Below are 22,701 nucleotides of genomic sequence, written 5' to 3'. Positions count from 1 at the left end.
CAGCACAGTGTGTGCTGGGTCACAACTCCAAACCCGCGGTGGCGCGGCGATCGGGGACAATGTCCGCATGCCTCGCACCGTTGGTCTGCTGCTCGCTGCCGGAGCCGGTCGGCGGATGGGGCGGCCCAAGGCGCAGGTGGTCGGTGCAGGAGGTGAGACGTGGGTCGGGTCCGCGTCGCGGGTGCTGCGAGAGGGCGGGTGCGACCCGGTGGTCGTGGTCGTCGGCGCCGAGGCCGAGGCGGTGCGGACGCTCCTGCGCGATGCCGACGTGCGCGTCGTCGAGGCGAGCGACTGGGCCGACGGGATGGGAGCCTCCCTGCGGACGGGACTGACCGCGATCGACGGCGACGACGCTGCGGCAGTGCTCGTGCACCTGGTCGACCTGCCCGACGTCGGAGCCGACGTGGTGGCGCGGCTGGTCGCCCTCGGGGCGCCGGACCTCCTGGCGCGCGCGACGTACGACGAGACCCCCGGCCACCCCGTGCTGATCGGCCGCGACCACTGGTCCGGCGTGGCCGCGGTGCTGGCCGGCGACCGGGGAGCTCAGGCCTACCTGAGGGCCCGCGACGTGGTGGGCGTCGAGTGCGGCGACCTGGCGACGGGGGCCGACGTCGACGAGCCGGGACCTATGCTGGGATGACCGGATCGATCGGAGGGGTGTCGTGCGTGACGTGATCCCTGCCCTCATGGGCGCGTGGCACGACGGCCGCACGGTCGGCCTCGCCACGGTCGTCGGCACGCAGAAGTCGGCACCCCGACGGCCCGGAGCGGCCATGGTCGTGATGCCCGACGGCGCCGTGCTCGGCTCGGTCTCGGGCGGGTGCGTCGAGGGCGCGGTCTACGAGCTGGCGACCGACGTCGTCGCCGACGGGCGGGCTGCGCTGCAGCAGTACGGCTACTCCGACGACGAGGCCTTCGCCGTCGGCCTGACCTGTGGCGGCATCATCGACATCTTCGTCGAGCCGGTGTCCGCCGCGACGTTCCCCGAGCTGGAGAAGGTCGCCGTCGACGTCGCGGAAGGCCGCCCGGTCGCCGTCGCCACGGTCGTCGAGCACCCCGACCCGTCGTGGGTCGGGCGCCACCTGGTGGTGCGACCCGACTCGACCGAGGGGTCGATCGGTTCCGAACGGGTCGACGACACCTTGACCGACGACGTGCGGGGGCTGCTGGCCGCCGGCACCAGCACGCTGCTGACCTATGGCGCCGAGGGGCAGCGGATGGACGTGGGCATGCGGGTCTTCGTGTCGTCGTTCCAGCCGCCGCCGCGGATGATCGTCTTCGGCGCGATCGACTTCGCCTCGGCGGTCTCCCGCCAGGGCGCGCTGCTTGGCTACGAGGTCACGGTGTGCGACGCCCGACCTGTGTTCGCCACCGCGGCGCGGTTCCCCGACGCCGACGAGGTCGTCGTCGACTGGCCGCACCGCTACCTGGCGGCACAGGTCGACGCCGGGCTCGTCGACCGCCGCACGACGATCTGCGTGCTGACCCACGACCCGAAGTTCGACGTGCCGGTGCTCGAGGTCGCGCTGCGCCTGACGGGTGACCTGCAGCCCGCCTTCGTCGGGGCGATGGGGTCGCGGACGACGCACGACGACCGGATGGCACGCCTGCGCGACGTCGGTCTCACCGAGGACCAGCTCGCCCTGCTGTCGAGCCCGATCGGTCTCGACCTCGGCGGCCGCACCCCCGAGGAGACCGCCGTCTCGATCGCGGCCGAGATCGTCGCCCGGCGCTGGGGTGGCACGGGTGCCCCGCTCACCCGGACGCAGCGACGCGTCCACCACACGGGCCCGGCCTGACGCCGGACCGCCCGCAGGTCCCGCTCGGGGGCCGGGTCACAGGTGCGTGCGGACGTCGCGCAGCTCGGGGAAGAACGTCAGCTCTAGTGCCTTCTGCAGGAAGTGGACTCCGGACGACCCGCCGGTGCCCCGCTTGAACCCGATGATCCGTTCGACGGTCTTGAGGTGCCGGAACCGCCACAGCTGGAAGCTCTCCTCGACGTCGACGAGCTCCTCGCACATCTCGTAGGCGTCCCAGTGTGCGTGGGGGTCGGCGTAGATGCGGCGGAACACCTCGACGACGCCCGCGTCGGCGGCGTAGGGCTGGGTGAGGTCGCGCTCGAGCACCGCGGTGGGGACGTCGTGACCGCGCCGGGCCAGGAAGTGCAGGAACGCGTCATAGAGGCTGGGCGACCGCAGGTCGGCCGACAGGGCCGCGTGCAGGTCGGGGTCGTGGGCGAACACCGCGATCATCTGGGGGTTCTTGTTGCCGAGCAGGAACTCGACCGTGCGGTACTGCGGCGACTGGAAGCCCGATGCCTTGCCGAGCGAGTCGCGGAACTGCACGTACTCCACCGGCGTCAGGGTCTCGAGCACCGACCACTGCTCGAACATCTGACGCTGGATGGCCTTGACCCGTGCCAGCCGCTTCAGGGCGGGGGCGAGGTCGTCGGCGGCGAGCAGCGTGATCGCCGAGCGCAGCTCGTGGACGAGCTGCTTGAGCCACAGCTCGGTGACCTGGTGCTGGACGATGAACAGCATCTCGTCGTGGTGGTCGGAGACGGGCTGCTGGGCCGAGAGCAGCGTCGGGAGCTGCAGATAGCTCGCGTACGTCATCTCACCGCGGAGGTCGGTGGCGACCCCGTCCTCGATCGGTCGGTATGTCGGATCCATGTCTGCACGGTAGGGGGTGCCGGTCCATGACAGGGTTGGGGCATGGCACTCATCGAGGCTCGCGGGCTCGGGAAGTCGTACGGGCAGACCCGGGCGGTCAACGACCTGTCCTTCACGGTGCGACCCGGCAGCGTGACGGGATTCCTCGGACCCAACGGATCGGGCAAGTCGACCACGATGCGCCTCATGCTCGGTCTCGACCGCGGCGAGGGCGTGACGACGTTCGACGGCGTGCGGTTCGACGAGCTCGAGCACCCCATGCGGCACGTGGGCGCGCTGCTCGAGGCCAAGCCGTTCCACCCGACCCGCCACGCCCGCAACCACCTGCGGATGCTCGCGGCGTCCAACGACATCCCCACCAGCCGGGTCGACGCGGTCATGGCGCTGGTCGGCCTGGAGACCGTGACGCGCGGCAAGCCCGGCAAGTTCAGCCTCGGCATGGGCCAGCGCCTGGGCATCGCCTGCGCGCTGCTGGGCGACCCGCACACCTTGATCCTCGACGAGCCCAGCAACGGCCTCGACCCCCAGGGCATCCAGTGGCTGCGCACGCTGCTCAAGCACCTGGCGGGGGAGGGTCGCTCGGTCTTCGTGTCCAGCCACCTGCTGCAGGAGATGGGGGTCCTGGCCGACGAGCTCGTCGTGATCGGCCGCGGGCGGATGCTGGCCAACGGACCCGTGAAGGACTTCATCCAGCACAGCACGATCGGGGCGGTCGAGGTCAGGACGCCGGACGGTGCGTTGCTGCAGCCGGCGCTGGCGGCGCTCGGCGCCCAGGTGACGACCGACGGAGGTCTGCTCACCGTGCGTGGGGCGACCGCCGAGCAGATCGGCGACGCTGCCCACGCCGCGGGGGCGAGGCTGCACCAGCTGGTCACGCGGCAGGCGACGCTCGAGCAGGCGTTCCTCGAGGCGACCGGCCTCTCCGAGGAGTTCCGTGGGGGGCAGGCATGATCGACGCACTGCGCTACGAGGTCGTCCGGCTGCAGACGATCCGCTCGACCTACTGGCTCGTCGGCATCGCCGTGACGTTCCAGCTGATCATGTCCGTCATCCTCGCGGCGGTGATCTCGTCGTCGACCTCGTTCGGCGGAGACGGTGCCTTCGACGTCATCGCGACGATCGGCGCGTCGAGCGGCTTCGCGCCGTTGTTCATCGCCTACATCATCGGGCTGCTCGGGGTGTTCTCCACGGGCCACGAGTACCGCCACGGCATGATTCGCGCGACGTTGACGGCGATCCCGAACCGGACGCACGTGTTCGTCGCCAAGATCGTCTCGACCGTCGTGGTCTCGGCCGTCGCGGCACTGCTGTGCGTGCTGATCGCCCTGCTCAGCATCCTCGCCTTCGGGCTCGACCTGCCGACCGGGAGCGCCCTCGGCGAGATGGCGCTGGGCACCACGATCTTCACGACGCTGTTCTCGCTGTCGGGGCTCGCCTTCGCCGCGATCACCCGCAACCAGACCGCGGCGGTCGCCCTGCTGCTGCTGGTGCCGACGGTGCTGGAGTCGATCATCCGGGCCATCGTCATCGCGATCAAGAGCGCCTCCGACGACCCGCAGTCCGACGGCGGGATCGTGCAGATCCTCAAGTACCTGCCCTACGACGCCGGCGGCAAGCTCTACACGCGTGCCTCCCTCGACGACCTGTTGTCGTTCCTCGGCTACACGCCCTTCGGCCCGGTCGGCGGCGGCATCGTGATGGGCGTCTTCGTCGCGGCGCTGCTCGCCATCGCCTACGCCCTGTTCCTCAAGCGTGATGCCTGACGCGCCGGCGCCGGCCCTGGCGGCCGAGCACCACGACCGCCTGCGCGCGGCGGGCGTCGACGCCGTTGCGCTGGAGGGAACGTGGCGACGGGTCACCGACCCGATGCCCGACTGGTGGCACGACCGGGGCAACGCGCTCTACCTCGCCGACGGGGCGTCGTTGCCCGAGCACGTGCTGGCGTCGCTGCGACTGTTCACGGTGCGCGACGTGCTGATCGCGGTCGGCTCGCACCTGGAGTGGCTCACGTCGCTGCTCGTCGGGGGCGACGGAGCGACGGTCTTCGTCGGGCACGGCTGCGCGCTGACGGCCGGCGAGCTCTACTGCGGGGCCGACTCCCGGATCGTCCTGCACGGTCCGGTGCTCGCGACCCGCAGCGCGATCGTCGACGCCCGCAACGGCGGCAGCATCGTGGCGGGGCCCGACCAGCTGTGGGCCGCCGACGTCTACATCGCGACCGACGACATGCATCGCCTGCAGGACCGCTGGACCGGGGAGCGGATCAACCCCTTCGGCGCCCACATCCGGCTCGGGCCGCACGTGTGGCTGTGCCGCGACGCCGTGGTCACGGGTCACGTCGAGATCGGCGAGGGCTCCGTCGTCGGGCTCCGCAGCGTGGTGCGGGGCCAGAAGATCCCGGCCTTCAGCGTCGCGGCCGGCACGCCCGCGCGGATCGTCCGCGAGGACGTGACCTGGAGCCACGACGACGTCCCGTGACCTCCTCGCGACAGGCCCGAAAAATCCCGGAGTGACGGGGGTCACAGGGCGACGTACACTCGCTGCATGGGTCGGAGCAACGACCTCGCGATGCCGCCCGGTGCAGACCCGGCCGCGCTGTCGAGGTATCTCAATGCCGCACACGACACGTTCGTCGCGTCGGGACGCGGCGACCCGGCCCTGCGCCGTCTCGTGCTCGAGTCGTGGCAGCGCAGCATCGACGGTGGGGTCGACCCCGAGCAGGTCCTCGCGGCCATCCGGCTCGACGACGACGCGCTCGCCGACATCCGCGACGCCCACCCGCTCGCCGCCGGCATGCCGGTCATCCGCAAGCTCCTCGTCGAGAGCGCGGCAGATGCGGGTCTGCTCGTCGCCGTGAGCGACGCCGCCGGCCAGCTGCTGTGGGTCGAGGGCAACGCCTCCTTGCGGGCGCGAGCCGAGGGCATGCACTTCCTGCCCGGCGCCGACTGGAGCGAGGGGAGCGCCGGCACCAACGCCCCCGGGACGGCCCTCGCGCTCGACCGGCCGGTCCAGATCTTCGGCCCGGAGCACCTCGCGCGGCAGGTCACGCCGTGGAGCTGCTCGGCCGCGCCCATCCACGACCCTGACACCGGTGCGATCCTCGGAGTCCTCGACCTCACCGGCGGCGACGAGGTCGCGACCCCGCAGAGCCTCACCCTCGTCCGCGCCACGGTCGCCGCGGTCGAGGCCGAGCTGCGCATCGAGCGGCTGAGCCCTCCGCGGCACGCGACGGTCACCACGAGCGGCTGGTCCACCCCGATGCTCGAGGTGCTGGGCGGCCACGGGGCCACGCTGCGCCACGGCACGACGACGACCCGGCTGAGCCTGCGGCACAGCGAGCTGATCCTGCTGCTCTCGGAGTCCGAGGACGGCATGACGACGGCCGAGCTGGGCGTCGCCCTCAGCGACGACGAGCAGGCGCAGGTCACGGTGCGCGCCGAGCTGTCGCGCCTGCGGTCGGTGCTCGGCCCGATCCGGCTGGAGTCGCGGCCCTATCGCATCGACAGCGTCGTCGACACCGACATCGTGCAGGTGCGGGCCGATCTCGCCGCCGGGCGTCTGCGCACCGCGGTCGCCCGCTACCGCGGTCCGATCCTGCCGGCGTCGACGGCGCCGGCGGTCGAGCGGCTCCGCGACGAGCTGCACATGCACGTCCGGTCGTGCCTGCTCGCCTCGGACGACGCCGACGCGCTGCTGTCGTTCGCCGACACCGGCCACGGCCGCGACGACTTCGAGGTCTGGGAGCGCGTGCTGTCGATCCTGCCGCCGACGTCGCCGCGCTACGCGCAGGTCGCAGCCCACGTGCAGAGGCTCGACCTGGAGCTCGGCGCCTGACCGGTCGTGTGACCTGCGCAACATTGCTGCAACGCCCTTGCAACGGGCCTGTGACTACGGTCACAGAGTCCCCGAACCAAGGAGCTCCGCATGACCGTGTACGCCCAGCCCGGCACCGAAGGCAGCGTCGTCACCTACAAGTCGCGCTACGACAACTGGATCGGTGGCGAGTACGTCGCCCCGGTCAAGGGCCAGTACTTCGAGAACATCTCGCCCGTCAACGGCAAGGTCTTCTGCGAGATCGCCCGCGGCACGGCCGAGGACATCGAGCTGGCGCTGGACGCCGCCCACGCCGCCGCCCCCGCCTGGGGCAAGACGTCGGTGGCCGAGCGGGCCGTGGTCCTCAACAAGATCGCCGACCGCATCGAGGAGAACCTCGAGATGCTCGCCGTCGGCGAGACCTGGGACAACGGCAAGCCGGTCCGCGAGACCATGGCGGCCGACCTGCCGCTGGCGGTCGACCACTTCCGCTACTTCGCCGGTGCCATCCGTGCCCAGGAGGGCCACCTCTCGCAGATCGACGACGACACGGTCGCCTACCACTTCCAGGAGCCGCTCGGCGTCGTCGGCCAGATCATCCCGTGGAACTTCCCGATCCTCATGGCGGTCTGGAAGCTCGCTCCTGCGCTCGCGGCCGGCAACGCCGTCGTGATCAAGCCCGCCGAGCAGACCCCGGCCTCGATCATGCTGCTGATGGAGCTCATCGCCGACCTGCTGCCGGCCGGTGTCGTCAACGTCGTCAACGGCTTCGGCACCGAGGCGGGCGCGCCGCTGGCCTCGTCCAGCCGCATCCGCAAGATCGCCTTCACGGGTGAGACCACGACCGGTCGCCTCATCATGCAGATGGCCAGCCAGAACCTCATCCCCGTGACGCTGGAGCTCGGTGGCAAGTCGCCCAACGTGTTCTTCGAGGACGTCGCGTCCAAGGAGGACGCGTTCTACGACAAGGCTCTCGAGGGCTTCACGATGTTCGCCCTCAACCAGGGCGAGGTCTGCACGTGCCCCTCGCGCGCGCTCATCCAGAACTCGATCCTCGAGCAGTTCCTGCCCGCCGCGACCGAGCGGACCAAGCTCATCAAGCAGGGCAACCCGCTCGACGTCGAGACGATGATCGGTGCGCAGGCCAGCAACGACCAGCTCGAGAAGATCCTGAGCTACTTCGAGATCGGCGTGCAGGAGGGGGCCCGCATCATCACCGGTGGCGAGCGCGTCGACCTCGGTGGCGACCTGTCGGGCGGCTACTACGTCGCTCCGACGATCTTCCAGGGCAACAACAAGATGCGCGTCTTCCAGGAGGAGATCTTCGGCCCCGTCGTCTCGGTGACCGGCTTCGACGACTACGACGACGCGATGAGCATCGCCAACGACACGCTCTACGGCCTCGGTGCCGCGGTGTGGTCGCGCGACACCAACACCGCCTACCGTGCCGGCCGTGACATCCAAGCCGGTCGGGTGTGGACGAACAACTACCACGCCTACCCGGCGCACGCGGCGTTCGGCGGCTACAAGTCATCGGGCATCGGTCGCGAGAACCACCTGATGATGCTCGACCACTACCAGCAGACCAAGAACCTGCTGGTGAGCTACTCGAACAACGCCCAGGGCTTCTTCTGAGCATGAACGCTCGCGTGGAACGCATCGCGATGACCCCGAAGGCTGCGGAGCTCCTCCGCAGCCTTCGGGCCACGCACGGCAAGCCGCTGATGTTCCACCAGTCGGGTGGGTGCTGCGACGGCTCGGCGCCGATGTGCTTCACGCAGGGCTTCTACATCGTCGGGCCGACCGATGTGCACCTCGGCGACCTCGACATCGGTCCCGATCCCGACATCGACCCCGAGGGCATCGTCCCGGTGCACATCTCGCGGGAGCAGTTCAACTACTGGTCCCACACCCACATCACGATCGACGTGGTGCCGGGTCGCGGTGCCGGGTTCTCGATCGAGGGTCCGACGGGCATGCGGTTCATGATCCGGTCGCGGATCTTCACCGAGGAGGAGACGGCCCTGCTCGCCGCGGAGCCGGCGCGCTAGACGGCGCTGTCAAGGGAGATGGCGCCCCGTGACCGACGTCTCGCGAAAAGGTGCGGCCGAGATGTCGTCATGCTCTGGACGCTGATCACTCTCAGGAGGTAGAAGGGCCGAGCGACTCGCCAGGCCCTCGCCGAAACACCTGAGGATCCTCATCGTGCGTGCCTTCACTCCCCGGACGTTCCGCTCTGCCCTGCTGGCAGTCCTGGTCCCTGCGGTCGTCGTCTCCGGGCTCACCGCTCTGAGCGCGCCGGCGAGCGCCGCGAGCCCGGTCGACGGCCTGCGCCCGTCGACCGCCGCCGCGTCGTGCTGGGAGATCAAGCAGCTCAACAGCGCCTCGCCCGACGGCGTCTACTGGATCCTCACCCCGCAGCTGCAGGTCCCGACCCAGATCTACTGCGACCAGACGACCGATGGCGGCGGCTGGGAGCTCATCGGCCGTGGCCGCGAGAACTGGACCTACAACTACAACGGCAAGGGCACGCCGGCCGAGGTCGCCACGACCGTGACGGGCACCGCGGCGTTCTCGCCCAAGCAGCTCGACTCGACCGTCATCAACGGCCTGCTCGGCGGCAAGCGCTTCGACGACCCGACCTACGGCAGCGGCGTCCGCATCCGCCGGGCGACCAACCAGACCGGCACCGCCTGGCAGGAGACCCGCTGGACCTACCGCGCCAACAGTCGTGACCGCTGGAGCTGGGCACTCGGCGCCGGCTTCCCGCTGGCCACCGTCAACATCGGCGGGTCGACGGGCAGCAACCTCACGACCTACGAGTTCGGCGCCGACACGGCCTACAAGCGGCTGTGGACCTACGAGAACGTCAAGAACAACTACGTCCGGGGGTTCAACTTCGGCCAGAACGGCATCGGCTCGACGGCGTCCGACAGCTACATCTACTCCGAGGTGGGCGGCGGTGCGTACGGCACGCCGTTCAGCCAGGTCTTCATCCGACCCAAGCTCATGAGCAGCGACCTGACCTTCACGCCGGTCCCCGACGCCGGCACGCCCGCCCAGACGATCCGCGCGGTGCCCAGGAACGGCTCGCTCAGCAGCAGCTGGGGCGTCACGGGGCTCGGCAACGGCGGCACGACCGAGAACGCGACCGAGGTGCAGGCCTTCGCCCAGATCGGCAACACGATGTACGTCGGCGGCAACTTCACCACGGTGCTGAAGGGTGCGTCGGCGACCGGCGACGATCGCGTCGCCCAGCCTTACCTCGCGGCGTTCGACGCGACGACGGGCGACTTCATCCGCTCGTTCACGCCCCAGCTCAACAGCATGGTCAAGTCGTTGACGGCACTGCCCAACGGCAAGCTGGCCGTCGGGGGCGAGTTCACCCAGGTGTCCGGCACGGCCCGCAGCGGCCTGGTCGTCCTCGACCCGCAGACCGGAGCGCTCGACCCGAGCTGGACGACGAACCTCGAGAACAGGGTCTCCGGCGGTGTCGTGTCGGTGCGCGGGCTCGACACCGACGGCACCTACCTCTACCTCACCGGCTCGTTCACCCACTTCGTCAAGCCGGGGTCCAGCGACCGCTACGCCAAGAACGGAGCGCGCATCGCGCTCTCGACCGGCACCGCCGACAACAGCTGGAACCCCGAGTTCAACGGCACGGGCACCGCGCTCGACGTCAGCGACGACAAGTCGACGGTCTACTTCTCGGGCTACTTCACGCAGATGAAGAACAACACGCAGCCTGCCGACCGTGCCGCCGCGATCAGCACGGCCTCGGGCGCTGCCAAGGTCGCGAACTGGCAGCCGACCTTCAGCACGGCGGGCTCGGCGCGCTATCAGCAGGCGATCCAGCAGGTCGGGTCCAAGGTGTGGCTGGGCGGCTCGCAGCACAGCATGTTCTCCTACAACCCCTCGACGTTCGCGCTCGAGAACAAGCACATCACCAAGGCCGGCGGCGACCTGCAGGCCATCACGGGCGGCAACGGGCTGGTCTTCGGCGGCTGCCACTGCGAGAACTGGGTCTACTCCGACACCACGGCCTACGACAGCACCAACCCGGGCGGCACCAACATCACGTGGACCCAGGCCGACAAGACCTACTACGTCGGCGCGTGGGACGCCAAGACCGGCGACTTCGCGATGGAGTTCACCCCGGAGATGCGGGCCCGCAACGGCCTCGGGGCCTGGGCGCTGAAGGTCGCCAAGGACGGCACGCTGTGGGCCGGCGGCTCGATCACGTCGTCGGTCAAGGAGAACGGCAGCAACCAGTGGATCGGCGGGTTCGTCCGCTACGCCCCGCGGCCGAGCACGGCTCCGGGCGCCCCGACGGCCCTCAAGGCAACTCTGGCCGCAGGATCGGCCACGCTCACCTGGAGTGCTGGATCCTCGTCCGACGTCACCTACGAGGTCCTGCGCAACGACCGGGTCGTGGCGACCACGACCTCCACCACCGTGACGGTCCCCGGCTCGACCGGCTCGGACCGCTACGTCGTCCGTGCAGCCGACAGCTGGGGCAACCGCTCGGCGTCGACCGCGGTCGCGGTCCCGGCGGCCGCGCCCGTCACGACGACGTTGGTGCCGGCCGGTTCCGCCTGGGCCTACTACTTCTCCAACACTGCCGCCGTCGGCACCGACTGGAACCGGTCGTTCTTCGACGACTCGGCCTGGGCGACGGGCACGGCCCCGCTCGGCTGGGGCACCGGTCCGATCGCGACCAACATCGACGTCCCGGCGGGTCAGACCCGCGCCGTCGCGTCCTACTACCGCAAGAAGTTCACGATCGCGCCGGGCAGCACGTTCGGTGCGGTGACACTCACGACCCGGGCCGACGACGGTGTCGCCGTCTACGTCAATGGGGTCGAGATGACGCGGGCCAACCTGCCCGCCGGCACGCTGACCGGCAGCACGTACGCCTCGTCCGCCCCCTCGACGGCGACGGCGGTGGCCAACCCGGTCACCTACACCGTTCCGGTGTCCGCACTGCGCATCGGCACCAACACGGTGTCGGTGGAGGTCCACTCGATGTATCGCACCACGCCGAGCTCGAGCATGGACCTGTCGCTCGTCGCCGAGGCCGGCAGCCAGGCGCCGGCGGCGGAGACCACGACGACGCCGCTCGTGGCCGTGGGGTCGGCCTGGTCCTACTTCTTCGACAGCGCGGCCACCGTGCCGACGGACTGGACGACGTCCGCGTCGGCCACGAGCGCCTGGCGCTCAGGCGCTGCGCCGCTCGGCTGGGGCACGTCCGGACCCATCGCGACCAACATCGACGTGCCGGCGGGAGGCACCCGCGCGCTGACGTCCTACTACCGTCGATCGTTCACGGTCGCCGACGCCTCGGCGGTCAAGACGCTGAAGCTGACGACCCGGGCCGACGACGGTGTCGCGGTCTACGTCAACGGCGTCGAGGTCACCCGCTCCAACCTGCCCGCGGGCACGCTGACGCCCACGACCTACGCGTCGTCGGCAGTCTCGACCGCTGCGGCCACCAGCAACCCGGTCACGTTCGACGTGCCGCTGGGCCTGCTGCAGACCGGCGCCAACAGCATCGCGGTCGAGGTTCACTCCAACTACCGGTCGACGCCCAACGCCAGCATGGACCTGTCGCTGGTGGCGACCTCGTGAGCGCCATGGACGACACGACGGAGCAGACCGGGGCCCGCGCCGCCTACGCCCAACTGGCCCGCGCGCAGAAGAGCGGGGCCGGCGTGCCCTGGTACATGCGCGTCGTCAACCGTCGGCTGGGGCGCCTCATCGCGTCGGTCGCGGCACAGACCCCGGCCACTCCCAACCACATGACGGCGGCGAGCTTCGTCGCGTTCCTGGCCGGCGCCGGCCTGCTCGTCGCCGTCTCGCCGGGCGTGCCGATGGCGGTCGGCGCCATGGTGCTGCTGCAGCTCGGGTTCGCGTTCGACTCCGCCGACGGACAGCTCGCCCGCCTGCGGGGCACCGGGTCGCCGGCGGGGGAGTGGCTCGACCACGTCGTCGACTCCGGACGCCACCTGCTGTTCCACCTCGCCGTGCTCGTCGGGCTCTACCGGTTCACCGACGTGTCCGACGCCGTGCTCCTCGTGCCGATGGCCTTCGGGCTGGTCTCGACGGTGCGCTTCTTCGCCCAGATCCTCGCCGAGCAGCTCGCCCGCCGCGACCCGGTCGCCGGCCCGGAGTCGGTGCCGCGCTTCGGCGTCTGGATCCAGGCTCCCGCCGACACGGGCCTGCTCAACCTCGTCGTGCTCCTGTGGGCGTGGACGACCCCGTTCCTGTGGGCCTACGGCGCGTTCGCCGCGCTCAACGCCCTGCTGCTCGCGGCGACCTGCGTGCGTCGCTACCGCGAGCTCGCGGCGCTGCGCCGGGAGCCCTGATGGCGACCTCCACCAGCACCCGTCGGACCGACGTCGTCCTCGACCAGCCGGGCGAGGCGCTCCCGGCCTGGCCCGTCCTGGCGCTGCTCTGGGGCTTCCCGGTGTTCTGGGTGCTGGGCGCGACCGTCATCACCGGGGTCCTGCTGACCGTCGTGATGCTGTCCTACCTCGCCCACCACGCTGCTGCGCGGTTCGTCCCGGGTGTCTACGCCTTCACGGCGTTCGTGGCCTGGGTCATCCCCTGCGCGATCATGGTCGAGGGCACGACCCGCCTGCTGGGCTATGCCTACCGCTTCTCGATCCTGGTCATCGTCGGCACCGCCTTCGTCTACACGATCGCGGCCGGCAGCCGGCTCAGCCGGCGCAAGATCGTCAACGCCCTCACGTTCGTGTGGTTCTTCACGATCGTGGGTGGCCTCGCCGGTCTCGCCTTCCCCGAGACGCGGCTGTCGACCCCCGTGGGTCTGCTCCTGCCGTCGTCCCTGACGAGCAACGAGTACGTGCACGACCTGTTCTTCCCGCCGTTCGCCGAGGTGCAGTCGCCGTTCGGGTCGCCGACGGACTTCCTCCGCCCGTCGGCGCCGTTCCCCTACGCCAACAGCTGGGGCGTCGCGATCGTCCTGCTCACCCCCGTGGCGGTGGCCTGCTTCCTGCAGACCCGGTCCGTGGTCCTGCGGATCGCGATCATCGTGGGTCTCGTGGCGATGATGGCACCCGCCCTCAGCACGTCCAATCGCGGCATGTTCGCGGGTCTCGTGCTCGCTGCGGTCTACGTCGTCATCCGCATGGCGCTGCGCGACCGCGCCGCACCGGTCATCACGATCGCGGTGCTCGGCATCGCGGGCGCCACCGTCCTGATCGCGAACGGCCTGCTCACCCAGATCCAGACCCGTCAGGAGTACGGCGACTCCAACGGCACCCGCTTCACGCTCTACGAGGAGACCTTCCGGCGCACGCTGCAGTCACCGCTGCTCGGCTACGGGGCGCCGCGTCCGTCGGCCGAGCAGGGCATCTCGCTCGGCACCCAGGGCTACGTCTGGATGCTGATGTTCAGCTACGGCTTCGTCGGCCTGGTCCTGTTCCTGACGTTCCTGTGGGGCACCACGATCCGCACGTGGCGCTCGCCGGGCGACGTCGACCTGATCCTGCACAGCGTCCTGGTGGTCGCCAGCGCGATCATCGTGGTCTACGGCATGGACATCATGCAGCTGCTCGCGGTCATGCTGGTCGCAGCGGTGCTGCTGCGCAGACGCTACGGGCTCGACACCTGCGACTCCGGTGGCTGAGCCGGGATCTCGCGGGATCGCCTGGGCCGGCGCGGTCAACCTCGTCGGCGGTGCAGCCGGCTCGATCGTGGGCCTGCTCCTCGCCGCGATCGTCGGTCGTGAGCTGGGCACGGAGGGCGCGGGCACCTACTTCCTGGTCGTGGCGGTGTTCATGATCGTCTCCAACGTTGCCGAGCTCGGCGCCGACACGGGGCTGGTGCGCTACGTCTCCGCGGCCCGAGCCACGGGGCGGCTCGTCGACGTCCCGCACCTCGTCCGCACGGCGGTGCGGCCGGTCCTGCTCGGCGGCGTGCTCGTCGTCGTGGTGTCCGCGGCGATCATCCGGGCGCACCCCGACCTGTTCTCCGGGCTCTCGTCGCGCTTCGTCGTGATCGCCGCGGCACTGGCCGTCATGTCGTCGCTCGTCGCCGTGATGCTCTCGGTGTCACGAGGGTTCGGTGACGTCCTGACCTATCCGCTGCTGCAGAACATCGCGCTGCCGATGCTCCGGCTGATCGGGGTCTTCGTCGTCGTCTCCGCCGGTGGGGGAGTCGCGGCCGTCCTGACGGCGTGGATGGCGCCGGTCCCGGTGGTCCTCGTGCTGGCGACGATCGTCGCCGTGGTGATGATGGTGCGACACTCCGGCTCGGCGCGGCCACGGCCGGCCCGCCCCGCCGAGCTGCGTCGCGTGGCGGGCGAGTTCTGGGCGTTCAGCGCCACGCGGGGCGTGACGGCGGCCGTCGAGATCCTGCTCGAGTGGGTCGACGTCATCATCGTCGGTGCCATCACCTCGGCCGAGCAGGCCGGCATCTACGCCGTCGTCACACGCTGCGCGCGCGCCGGTGAGGTCATCCAGCAGGCCGCACGCATCGCGGTCGGCCCCCAGATCAGCGCCGCCCTGGCCAAGGGGGCGATCGAGGAGGCGCGCGAGATCTACGGCCTCGTCACCTCCGCGATGATCTGGCTGGCGTGGCCCTTCTTCGTGATCCTGGCCGTCTTCGGCGACGCCGTGCTCTCGCTGTTCGGCCCCGGCTTCGACGCCGGCGCCGTGTCGCTGGCGACGCTGGCGCTCGCGATGGGGCTCGCCACGGCGGCCGGCACCGTGCAGACGATCCTGCTCATGGGTGGTCGCAGCACCTGGCAGCTGGCCGACAAGTCTGCGGCGCTCGCCCTCAACGTCGCGCTCAACCTCGCTCTCGTTCCGATGTGGGGCATCGAGGGTGCGGCCGTGGCGTGGGCGGTGACGATCATCGTCGACACCGCGGTGGTGGTCTACCAGGTGCAGCACCTCATGGGGCTGCGACCGCAGGGGCGGTCGCTCTGGGTGGCCGCGGGCCTGTCGATCGGCCTGGTCGGGTCGCTGTCCGTGCTGTCGCGGCTGGCCCTGGGGTCGTCCGTGCCGGTGCTGCTCGGCACCATCGTGGTGGTCGCTGCGGTCTACCTCGCCGTGAGCTTCCCGCTGCGCCATCGCCTGGGCCTCGTGGCCCTGCTGGCGCACCGCTCAGCCTGAACCCGGCGCGACGGCGCCCCTGCGAGCAGCGACCGGGGCGGCGACTGCTCGGGCGGCGGCCGACCTGTCGGTCTGGCCCGGCCGGTCGCCCGGTGTCGGTGCTGCTCGGCACCGTGTCGGCCCGGGGTTCTGCTGCACACCACCCGGTCAGGGCCCGCCGCGACGACGCGAAGGCGCCCGGACCATGGATGGTCCGGGCGCCTTCAGGTGCGACGACCGCGGGAGCGGTCGGCAGGGATCAGCGGTTGAGCGCGATCATCTCGTGGCGGGACGGGAACAGAGCCGTCAGCGCGATGTCGACGTTCTTGGACTTCAGCAGACCCGCCAGGCGGCGCAGGGCGGCTGCGTCGTCGGTCGTGGAACGGGCCACGAGCACCGAGTCCGAGCGCGTCGCGAGGGCGACCTTGTTGGCGTCGGAGGTCAGGTGCGTCGTGTCGATGACGATGATCTCGCCGGCCCACGACACCCGCTTCTTGTCGGTCGGCCAGCCGCGGCTGATCTTGCCCTCGTTGATGGCGCCGGCATCGACGAAGCGGGCCGAGCGGCCGCGCCGCGAGAGGGCGTCGACCAGCTCCTGGCCCGCGGTGGCCGATCGACCGTCGCCGTCCTCGGCGTCGACCATGATCATGAACGGGCCCTCGGTGCCGATCTCGGTGGGGATCTTGAGCATGAACGCCGCGATGTCCCACGTGTCGGCGCGGTTGGTGTCCTTGGTGCCGTCGAGGACGATCTGGTCGCCGATCGCGTGGAGTCCGTCGACGCCGCCGATCTCGGAGTCCTCCTCCTTGCGGAGCAGGGCGATCGGGATGCCGGCGAGGAGGCCCAGGAAGAGCCCGGCCAGGCCCAGCGGGACGGCGCCGGGCGTCGACGGGGTCGAGGGCGTCTCGGCGTTGCCGACGATCTGTCCGGGGTTGAGGTCGACGTTGCTCAGCTGGGCGAGCTTCTCGCCGAGGGAGTCGGCCTGGATGCGCAGCGACTGCTGGGCGATCCGGCTCGCGTAGGCGTCCTCGTTGGAGTCGATGCGGATCTTGCGCAGCTGGGTCTCGGCGGCCTTGACGAGCCGCTCGACCTCGCTGGCGGCGTCGTCGCGCCGCAGCATGAGGTAGGCCTCCGCCACGGCATCGGCGCCGGCGGCGGCCTGCTTCGGGGTGTCGCCGGAGAAGCTGATCGTCAGGATCAGCGACTCGTCGGGTGACGACACCGTCGTCGAGTCCTTGATGCGACCGGCGTCGATGCGATAGGTGGGGCGGAGCGCGTCGGACGCGGCCTCGGCCACCTTGGCCGAGGCCGCGATGCCGGCCTCGGTCGGCATGCTGACCGACCGCGATGCGTCGACGGTGCTGGTGAGCGGGTCGGCGTTCATCGGGTTGACCGACACGGTGGTCGTGGCGTCGTACTTCGCAGGGACCGCGAACGACGCGAGCACACCGAGGATGAGGCCGATGATCGCCACGACGGCGACGATGGGCCAGTGCCGCTTGAGCGAACCGACGAGGTCGGTGAGCTGCGCGGTCTGCTGAGCGGGGGCCATCTGATCTGTCCTTGGGTTCACAAGCTCCCCTGGATCGGGGGCTCTATACAGAAGGAGCGGTCCACCTGTCGCCTATGACGGGGGCAGAAGGTTTTTGTTGGATGAGGTGTGAATCACAATGGAGCCCGATCGACGCGTGAGGGCGGTGAGCGAGCAGAAAAACAATTGCTGCGGACGGCGCCATCACGCGCAAAACCGGACGATCGTCCCGTTTCGCGGTGCGTGGGGCGCCGCAATTGTTTATTCGTGGGCCGCCGTCGCGCCGGAAATCTGTGCTTCTGACCCTCTGGACGCGGTTTCTCGTCGCATGCAATGCTGCGAACGCCGTAACCAACGGTTACAGATCAGGGGGACCTCTACAGAGGTCGATCTACACCATCCAGGGGTAAGACCATGCAGGACGTTGACCCGGTCAACGTGCCTGGCGCAGAGGTGTCCGTCGACGAGCTCGACGACGTGGCACTGCTCGCGCTGGCTCGTGACGGCCATCAAGAAGCCTATGCAGCACTGTTCACCCGTTACAGCTATGCCGCCCAGAGACTCGCGCGGCACCTGGGGCAGAAGGAGGACTCCGAGGACGTCGTCGCGGAGTCGTTCGCCCAGGTGCTCGATCTCGTGCGCCGCGGCAAGGGCCCTGAGCACGCGTTCCGTGCCTATCTGTTCACGACCGTCCGGCACGAGTGCGGCCGACGCGCCAAGGCAAGTCGGCGGGTGATGCCGACCGACGACGTGGAGCAGATCGACCAGCCGGTGGCGTTCGGCGCCGGCCAGCTCGACGGATTCGAGCGGTCAGCCATCCGAGCGGCCTATGAGTCGTTGCCCCAGCGCTGGCGCACGGTCCTGTGGCACCTCGACGTCGAGGGGCGAAAGCCCCACGAGCTCGCGCCGCTCATGGACCTGTCGTCCAACAGCATCTCCGCGTTGGTCTACCGTGCCCGCTCCGGCCTGCGGGAGGCCTATCTCCAGCAGCACATCAAGCGTGACGACTCGACCGACAGCCGGTCGTGTCGCGACGTGAGATCGAAGCTGTCGGCGTTCGTGCGCCGTACGGCCTCGGCCCGCGACCAGGAGAAGGTGCACGCGCACCTCGAGTCGTGTTCGTCGTGCATGGCGATCTACCTCGATCTGCAGGAGGTCAACCGCGACGTCGGAGCCATCATCGCGCCGGCCGCTCTCGCGGCATCCGTCGCAGGAGGCGTCGTCGTCGCGGCCGCCACCGGTGGTGCAGCAGCCGCGGTCACCCACGCGGTGGTCCTGGGCAAGGGAATCCTCGCCGCGCTCGCCCCGCCGACCGCCGCTGCCGCCCTGACGACGGCGACCATCGTCGGCGCGACCGGCACCCGGCTCGCCGAGCCGACCCGCACGCCGCTGTATGCGGCGGCGGGCGCCGAGACGGACGCCCCCGAGCCAGACACCACCCCCCGGACGTCGCGATCGTCGGCTTCACCGGCTGTGCCGTCGCCGACACCAGAAGTGGTGCAGGACCACGTGAGTGCTGTTCCGCAGTCGGTGGAGGCAGAACCGCAGGGGCCGTCCGCCGGGCGGACAACGACGCCTCCGACGCGACGCCCGTCGCGTCCCTCGGCATCACCATCGGTGCCGGCTCCGCCTGTCGTGGTCGACCGAGGCAGCTCGGGCGGCCTCCTCGACCTGACCCTGGGTGGCGTCCGGATCCTGGTGGCAGCGAGCGGGGGCGGACAGCCGAGCACGCCACCGAGCCCGACACCGACCCCGACGCCCGAGCAGCCTGCGTCGACTCCGTCGGCGAGTCCGCCGACCGTCGAGTGACGGACGGTGACGTGGTCGGCCGCCGCCCTGCCACGGCCGGGTGACGGCCGTCACGGTGCTTGATCGGTGAAATCTGGTCGGCCACCCGTCACGAACGAGCGCCAGCCTCCTCTTCCATGGCAACACCGAGTGAAGGCATGGAACCCCAGTGACTGAAGCACGCCCCAAGTACGACGTCGGCTATTCGAGCGGCGTCTTCGACATGTTCCATGTCGGACACCTCAACCTCCTGCGGCGCGCCCGCAACTACTGCCACCACCTCGTGGTCGGCGTCGGCAGCGACGAGTACGTCGAGAACCTCAAGGGCCGGCTCCCGGTCGTGCCGTGCGACGAGCGCATCGACATCATCTCGGCCCTGGGCATCGTCGACGAGGTCATCATCGACCGGTCGGAGGACAAGGTCGCGGTGTGGCAGCAGCGCCCGTTCGACGCGATCTTCAAGGGCAACGACTGGCAGGGCACGCCGAAGGGCTATCGCCTCGAGCGCACCATGGGTGAGCTCGGCGTCGACGTCGTCTACTTCCCCTACACGCGCCACACATCGAGCTCGATGCTGCGGTCCTTCCTCGCGGAGTCGGAGGAGTGATCGCCGCCGATCGTCGCCCCGACACCGCCGTCGAGCGGTCCGGGGCCACCACCGACGGGCTCCCGGCGGTCACCGCCGTCGTCCCGACCCATCGTCGTCCCGAGCTCATGCGGCAGGCCGTGCAGAGCATCGTCGACCAGACCTACGCGGGTCAGATCGAGATCATCGTGGTCTTCGACGCCTGCGAGCCCGATCTGCCGCCCGTCGAGACCGGGCCCGACCGCACGCTGCGGGCCGTGTCCAACGAGCGCGTCCGCGGACTGGCCGGTGCCCGCAACACCGGCATCGTCGAGGCCTCCCACGACTTCGTCGCGTTCCTCGACGACGACGACCACTGGATGCCCGGCAAGCTCGCTGCCCAGATGGCCGTCTTCGCGGCGCACCCCGAGGTCGGCCTCGTGGGCACCGCGATGCAGGTCGACGACGGACGCACGATCCACCAGCGTCCGGTCCCCCTGACGCTGGTGACGCACGACGACCTGGTGCGCGACCGCATCGCGGGGCTGCACTCCAGCAGCTTCGTGTTCCGGCGCCAGGTGCTGGTCGAGCGCGTCGGCATGATCGACGAGAGCCTCCCGGGCGCCTACGGCGAGGACTACGACGTGCTCCTGACGACGTCCCAGCTCGCGCCGATCCGGCTCGTCAACGAGCCGCTCGTGTCGGTCCGCTGGTCGGGCCAGTCGTTCTTCTACGGCAAGTGGGCGCAGTATGCCGAGGGGCTCACCTATCTGCTCGACAAGCACACCGAGCTGCGAACCGATCCGGCCGCGCTCGCCCGGATGAGCTCGCAGATCGGCTTCGCCCTCGCCGCGGCCGGCCAGCGCAAGGCCGCGCGGACCTGGCTGCGTCAGGCGCTGCGGCTGCAGCGACTCAACGTGCGGGCCTGGCTGGGTCTGCTCATCTCGTTCCGGCTGCTCTCGGCCGATGCGATCGCCCGGGTCGCCAACCTCGTCGGCAAGGGCATCTGAGTCATGGCCGTGATGAACGTCAACACGCCGCTGAGGGGGCTGCAGACCGATCTGGAGGCCCGCGCGGCACGCCGTGCCGGCCTGGGTCGCGTTCCCCGAGCCCTGTTGCGGCAGGGAGTGGCCGGCTACGCGGGAGCGCTGGCCGTCACGTGGTACCTCGCCGACCGCCACTTCGCGCTGCCGATCGCCTGGAAGTCGACCGTGGTCAGCATCGTCGCGGCGTGGCTCCTCTACAGCTTCGCGGCACTCCCGGCCTTCGACCGGGCGCGATCGTTCAAGCCGGCGATCCGCTTCATCGAGGTGCTGGGTGTTCTCTCCCTCGCCTTCGTCATCGGCGACGTCCAGAACACCGACCTCACGCGCCAGTCGGCGGTCGCGATCCTCGCGGCGCCGGCTGTCTTGGCCGGCTCTGCCTTCGTGCACCGACAGCTGCTGCGCCGGACGCCGACGATCCTCGTCGGGCAGGTCGAGTCGGTCCGCCGGCTCGAGGACCGCTGGGCCGGTCGTGGCGACGTCAACGTCGTGGCGACCTGCTCGTGGCGCTCCCCGCACGAGCTGGCTCCGGCCGGCTCGGTCTCCGACGACGGCCTCGCCGAGGTCGTGCGGGAGGTCCTCACCGCCGTGGCCCAGCGTCAGGCGACGTCCGTCGTGATCGCGAGCGGCCGCGCCCTCGCGAGTCCCGCCCTGCGCCACCTCGCGTGGGCGCTGCAGCGGGCCGAGGTCGAGTGCCTCGTCGTCGCCGACATGAACGACCACGTCGAGTACCTGCGGCCGCGACGCGTCGGCGACCAGATCGCCCTGTCGCTGCGGGCGCCCAACGACCACCTGATGTCTCTGGCGGTCAAGTCGCTGTTCGACCGCTCATCCGCCGCGGTGGCCCTGCTCGTGCTCTCCCCGCTCCTGCTGGCGGTCGCCGTCATGATCCGCCTGGGCTCGCGCGGCCCCGCGATCTTCAAGCAGGAGCGATCCGGCCAGGACGGCGAGCCGTTCACGATCTGGAAGTTCCGCACGATGGTGGTCGACGCCGAGGACAGGCTCGACGCGCTGCGCTCCCACAACGAGGGTGCCGGGCCGCTGTTCAAGCTCAAGAACGATCCGCGCATCACCCGGCTCGGCCACGTCCTGCGCAAGACCTCGATCGACGAGCTGCCGCAGCTGGTCAACGTCGTCAAGGGCGACATGTCGTTGGTCGGCCCCCGCCCGGCGCTGCCGTCGGAGACCTCGCAGTACAGCGAGTGGGTGTGGCGGCGGCTGCACGTCAAGCCGGGCCTCACCGGCCTGTGGCAGGTCAGTGGACGCTCGGCGCTCTCGTGGGAGGAGTCGATCCGCATGGACCTGCAGTACGTCAACAACTGGAACCTGCGCCTGGACTTCGCGATCCTCGCGCGCACCGTCCGGGCCGTGCTGGCCCGCGACGGTGCGCACTAGGAGCTGACCCGGCGCCAGGCCTCAGGGGCATGCCGGCAGCTGCTCAGTCGTCGTCGTGATCGTCATCGTCGTCGTGATCCGGCTTCTCGCCCTGGTAGACCCGGTCCTTGCCGGAGCCGCCGTCGAGGCGGTCGGAACCACGCTCGCCCTCGAGCAGGTCGCGTCCACTGCCGCCGCTGATGCGATCGTTGCCGGAGCCGCCGGCGAGCTCGTCGTTGCTGGCCGATCCCCAGATGCGGTCGTGACCCGACTCGCCGTCGATCTCGTCGCGACCGGTCCCGCCGTCGATCCGGTCGCTGCCGGAGCCGCCGTCGATGTCGTCGTGCCCGGACTGGCCCCAGATCGTGTCACGGCCGGAGCCGCCGTCGACGTCGTCGTGGCCCGAGCCGGCGCAGATGAGGTCGTTGCCGCCGTGGCCGTCGATGTCGTCGTTGCCACCGAGCGCGACGATCACGTCGCGGCCCGACGTGCCGTCGATGTCGTCGCTGCCGGTCGTGCCGACGATCGTGGCAGCGACGCCGCGGCACTCGTAGGTCGCGGCGGAGGCCGGGCCCGCGAGGCCCAGGGCTGCCACGGTCGTCAGGCCGAGGCCGGCCACGGCCATGAGGGCGGTCGTACGGGTTCGAGTGCGCATGTGAGGTCTCCAGTCGGTGAGGTGGTGTCGAGACCATGTGACCGGTCGACGATGAGGTCGTGATGAGCCGGTGATGAGAGGCTCCTTAGACACCGTGTCCTGTAACTCGTTGTTACACTTTCGAGGTCGTCTCGGCAGCGG

The 22,701-nt window shown here is 70.3% G+C and carries 19 protein-coding genes; 16 read left to right on the top strand and 3 right to left on the bottom strand.

The genetic code is table 11. The features are described from left to right. Positions 1–67: 67 nt before the first annotated feature. Together HQK15_RS00875 and HQK15_RS00870 are read left to right on the top strand one after the other, a co-directional pair. Positions 68–640, top strand: a complete 573-nt coding sequence (locus tag HQK15_RS00875) for a nucleotidyltransferase family protein (RefSeq protein ID WP_173489558.1) — start codon at positions 68–70, stop codon at positions 638–640. Between the two features lie 22 nt (positions 641–662). After that, complete coding sequence (locus tag HQK15_RS00870) at positions 663–1,799, top strand: XdhC family protein (RefSeq protein ID WP_173489557.1); 1,137 nt, start codon at positions 663–665, stop codon at positions 1,797–1,799. 36 nt (positions 1,800–1,835) lie between these two features. Here HQK15_RS00870 and kynA read toward each other — a convergent pair whose 3' ends face one another. Then, positions 1,836–2,672 carry a tryptophan 2,3-dioxygenase gene (gene kynA / locus HQK15_RS00865; RefSeq protein ID WP_173489556.1) on the bottom strand — a complete coding sequence of 279 codons (837 nt, stop codon included), beginning with the start codon at positions 2,670–2,672 and terminating at the stop codon, positions 1,836–1,838. A gap of 42 nt (positions 2,673–2,714) precedes the next feature. On the opposite strand from kynA, the gene HQK15_RS00860 reads away from it, so the two are divergent. The 10 genes from HQK15_RS00860 (at position 2,715) to HQK15_RS18940 (ending at position 15,625) form a co-directional block, all read left to right on the top strand. After that, the gene (locus HQK15_RS00860; protein ID WP_173489555.1) at positions 2,715–3,623 is read left to right on the top strand and encodes an ATP-binding cassette domain-containing protein; all 909 of its coding nucleotides are present in this window, start codon (positions 2,715–2,717) and stop codon (positions 3,621–3,623) included. After that, positions 3,620–4,435: an ABC transporter permease gene (locus HQK15_RS00855; RefSeq protein WP_173489554.1), complete on the top strand. Its 816-nt coding sequence runs from the start codon at positions 3,620–3,622 to the stop codon at positions 4,433–4,435. Before HQK15_RS00860 ends, HQK15_RS00855 begins: the two co-directional genes overlap by 4 nt. Further along, entirely contained in the window at positions 4,428–5,150 is a 723-nt protein-coding gene (locus HQK15_RS00850) for an acyltransferase (RefSeq protein ID WP_173489553.1), read from the top strand. Before HQK15_RS00855 ends, HQK15_RS00850 begins: the two co-directional genes overlap by 8 nt. 66 nt (positions 5,151–5,216) lie before the next feature. Then, a complete protein-coding gene (locus tag HQK15_RS00845) occupies positions 5,217–6,506 on the top strand; it encodes a GAF domain-containing protein (RefSeq protein ID WP_173489552.1) in 1,290 nt (429 codons plus the stop codon). Positions 6,507–6,596: 90 nt separating this feature from the next. Continuing rightward, positions 6,597–8,120 carry an acetaldehyde dehydrogenase ExaC gene (exaC, locus tag HQK15_RS00840; RefSeq protein WP_173489551.1) on the top strand — a complete coding sequence of 508 codons (1,524 nt, stop codon included), beginning with the start codon at positions 6,597–6,599 and terminating at the stop codon, positions 8,118–8,120. A 2-nt stretch (positions 8,121–8,122) separates the two neighbouring features. Then, positions 8,123–8,536 (top strand): DUF779 domain-containing protein, encoded by a 414-nt coding sequence (locus tag HQK15_RS00835; RefSeq protein WP_173489550.1) that lies wholly within the window; start codon positions 8,123–8,125, stop codon positions 8,534–8,536. Between the two features lie 154 nt (positions 8,537–8,690). Then, positions 8,691–12,113, top strand: coding sequence for a fibrinogen-like YCDxxxxGGGW domain-containing protein (locus tag HQK15_RS00830; protein ID WP_173489549.1), 3,423 nt, complete (start codon positions 8,691–8,693; stop codon positions 12,111–12,113). 5 nt (positions 12,114–12,118) lie between these two features. Beyond that, positions 12,119–12,850 (top strand): CDP-alcohol phosphatidyltransferase family protein, encoded by a 732-nt coding sequence (locus HQK15_RS00825; RefSeq protein WP_173489548.1) that lies wholly within the window; start codon positions 12,119–12,121, stop codon positions 12,848–12,850. Continuing rightward, a complete protein-coding gene (locus tag HQK15_RS00820; protein ID WP_173489547.1) occupies positions 12,850–14,136 on the top strand; it encodes an O-antigen ligase family protein in 1,287 nt (428 codons plus the stop codon). The genes HQK15_RS00825 and HQK15_RS00820 overlap by 1 nt, the downstream gene beginning before the upstream one ends. Continuing rightward, positions 14,129–15,625, top strand: a complete 1,497-nt coding sequence (locus tag HQK15_RS18940) for an oligosaccharide flippase family protein (RefSeq protein ID WP_173489546.1) — start codon at positions 14,129–14,131, stop codon at positions 15,623–15,625. Before HQK15_RS00820 ends, HQK15_RS18940 begins: the two co-directional genes overlap by 8 nt. Before the next feature lie 238 nt (positions 15,626–15,863). Here the strand turns inward: HQK15_RS18940 and HQK15_RS00810 are convergent, their stop codons facing one another. Further along, on the bottom strand, positions 15,864–17,156 hold the full coding sequence (locus HQK15_RS00810) for a Wzz/FepE/Etk N-terminal domain-containing protein (RefSeq protein ID WP_173489545.1): 1,293 nt from the start codon (positions 17,154–17,156) through the stop codon (positions 15,864–15,866). 393 nt (positions 17,157–17,549) lie between these two features. On the opposite strand from HQK15_RS00810, the gene HQK15_RS00805 reads away from it, so the two are divergent. From HQK15_RS00805 to HQK15_RS00790, 4 genes are all read left to right on the top strand, one after another. Continuing rightward, a complete protein-coding gene (locus HQK15_RS00805) occupies positions 17,550–18,944 on the top strand; it encodes a sigma-70 family RNA polymerase sigma factor (RefSeq protein WP_173489544.1) in 1,395 nt (464 codons plus the stop codon). A 148-nt stretch (positions 18,945–19,092) separates the two neighbouring features. Continuing rightward, the gene (locus HQK15_RS00800; RefSeq protein WP_367649012.1) at positions 19,093–19,530 is read left to right on the top strand and encodes an FAD synthase family protein; all 438 of its coding nucleotides are present in this window, start codon (positions 19,093–19,095) and stop codon (positions 19,528–19,530) included. Then, positions 19,527–20,498, top strand: a complete 972-nt coding sequence (locus HQK15_RS00795; RefSeq protein WP_173489543.1) for a glycosyltransferase family 2 protein — start codon at positions 19,527–19,529, stop codon at positions 20,496–20,498. The genes HQK15_RS00800 and HQK15_RS00795 overlap by 4 nt, the downstream gene beginning before the upstream one ends. 3 nt (positions 20,499–20,501) lie before the next feature. Further along, positions 20,502–21,926: an exopolysaccharide biosynthesis polyprenyl glycosylphosphotransferase gene (locus tag HQK15_RS00790; protein WP_173489542.1), complete on the top strand. Its 1,425-nt coding sequence runs from the start codon at positions 20,502–20,504 to the stop codon at positions 21,924–21,926. A 43-nt stretch (positions 21,927–21,969) separates the two neighbouring features. On the opposite strand, the gene HQK15_RS00785 is transcribed toward HQK15_RS00790, so the two are convergent. Further along, entirely contained in the window at positions 21,970–22,560 is a 591-nt protein-coding gene (locus HQK15_RS00785) for a calcium-binding protein (protein WP_173489541.1), read from the bottom strand. Between the last annotated feature and the right edge of the window lie 141 nt (positions 22,561–22,701).

Origin of the sequence: Aeromicrobium stalagmiti (assembly GCF_013283745.1) — a bacterium.
Lineage (GTDB): Bacteria > Actinomycetota > Actinomycetes > Propionibacteriales > Nocardioidaceae > Aeromicrobium > Aeromicrobium stalagmiti.
This window is presented reverse-complemented; position numbering and strand designations above follow the sequence as displayed.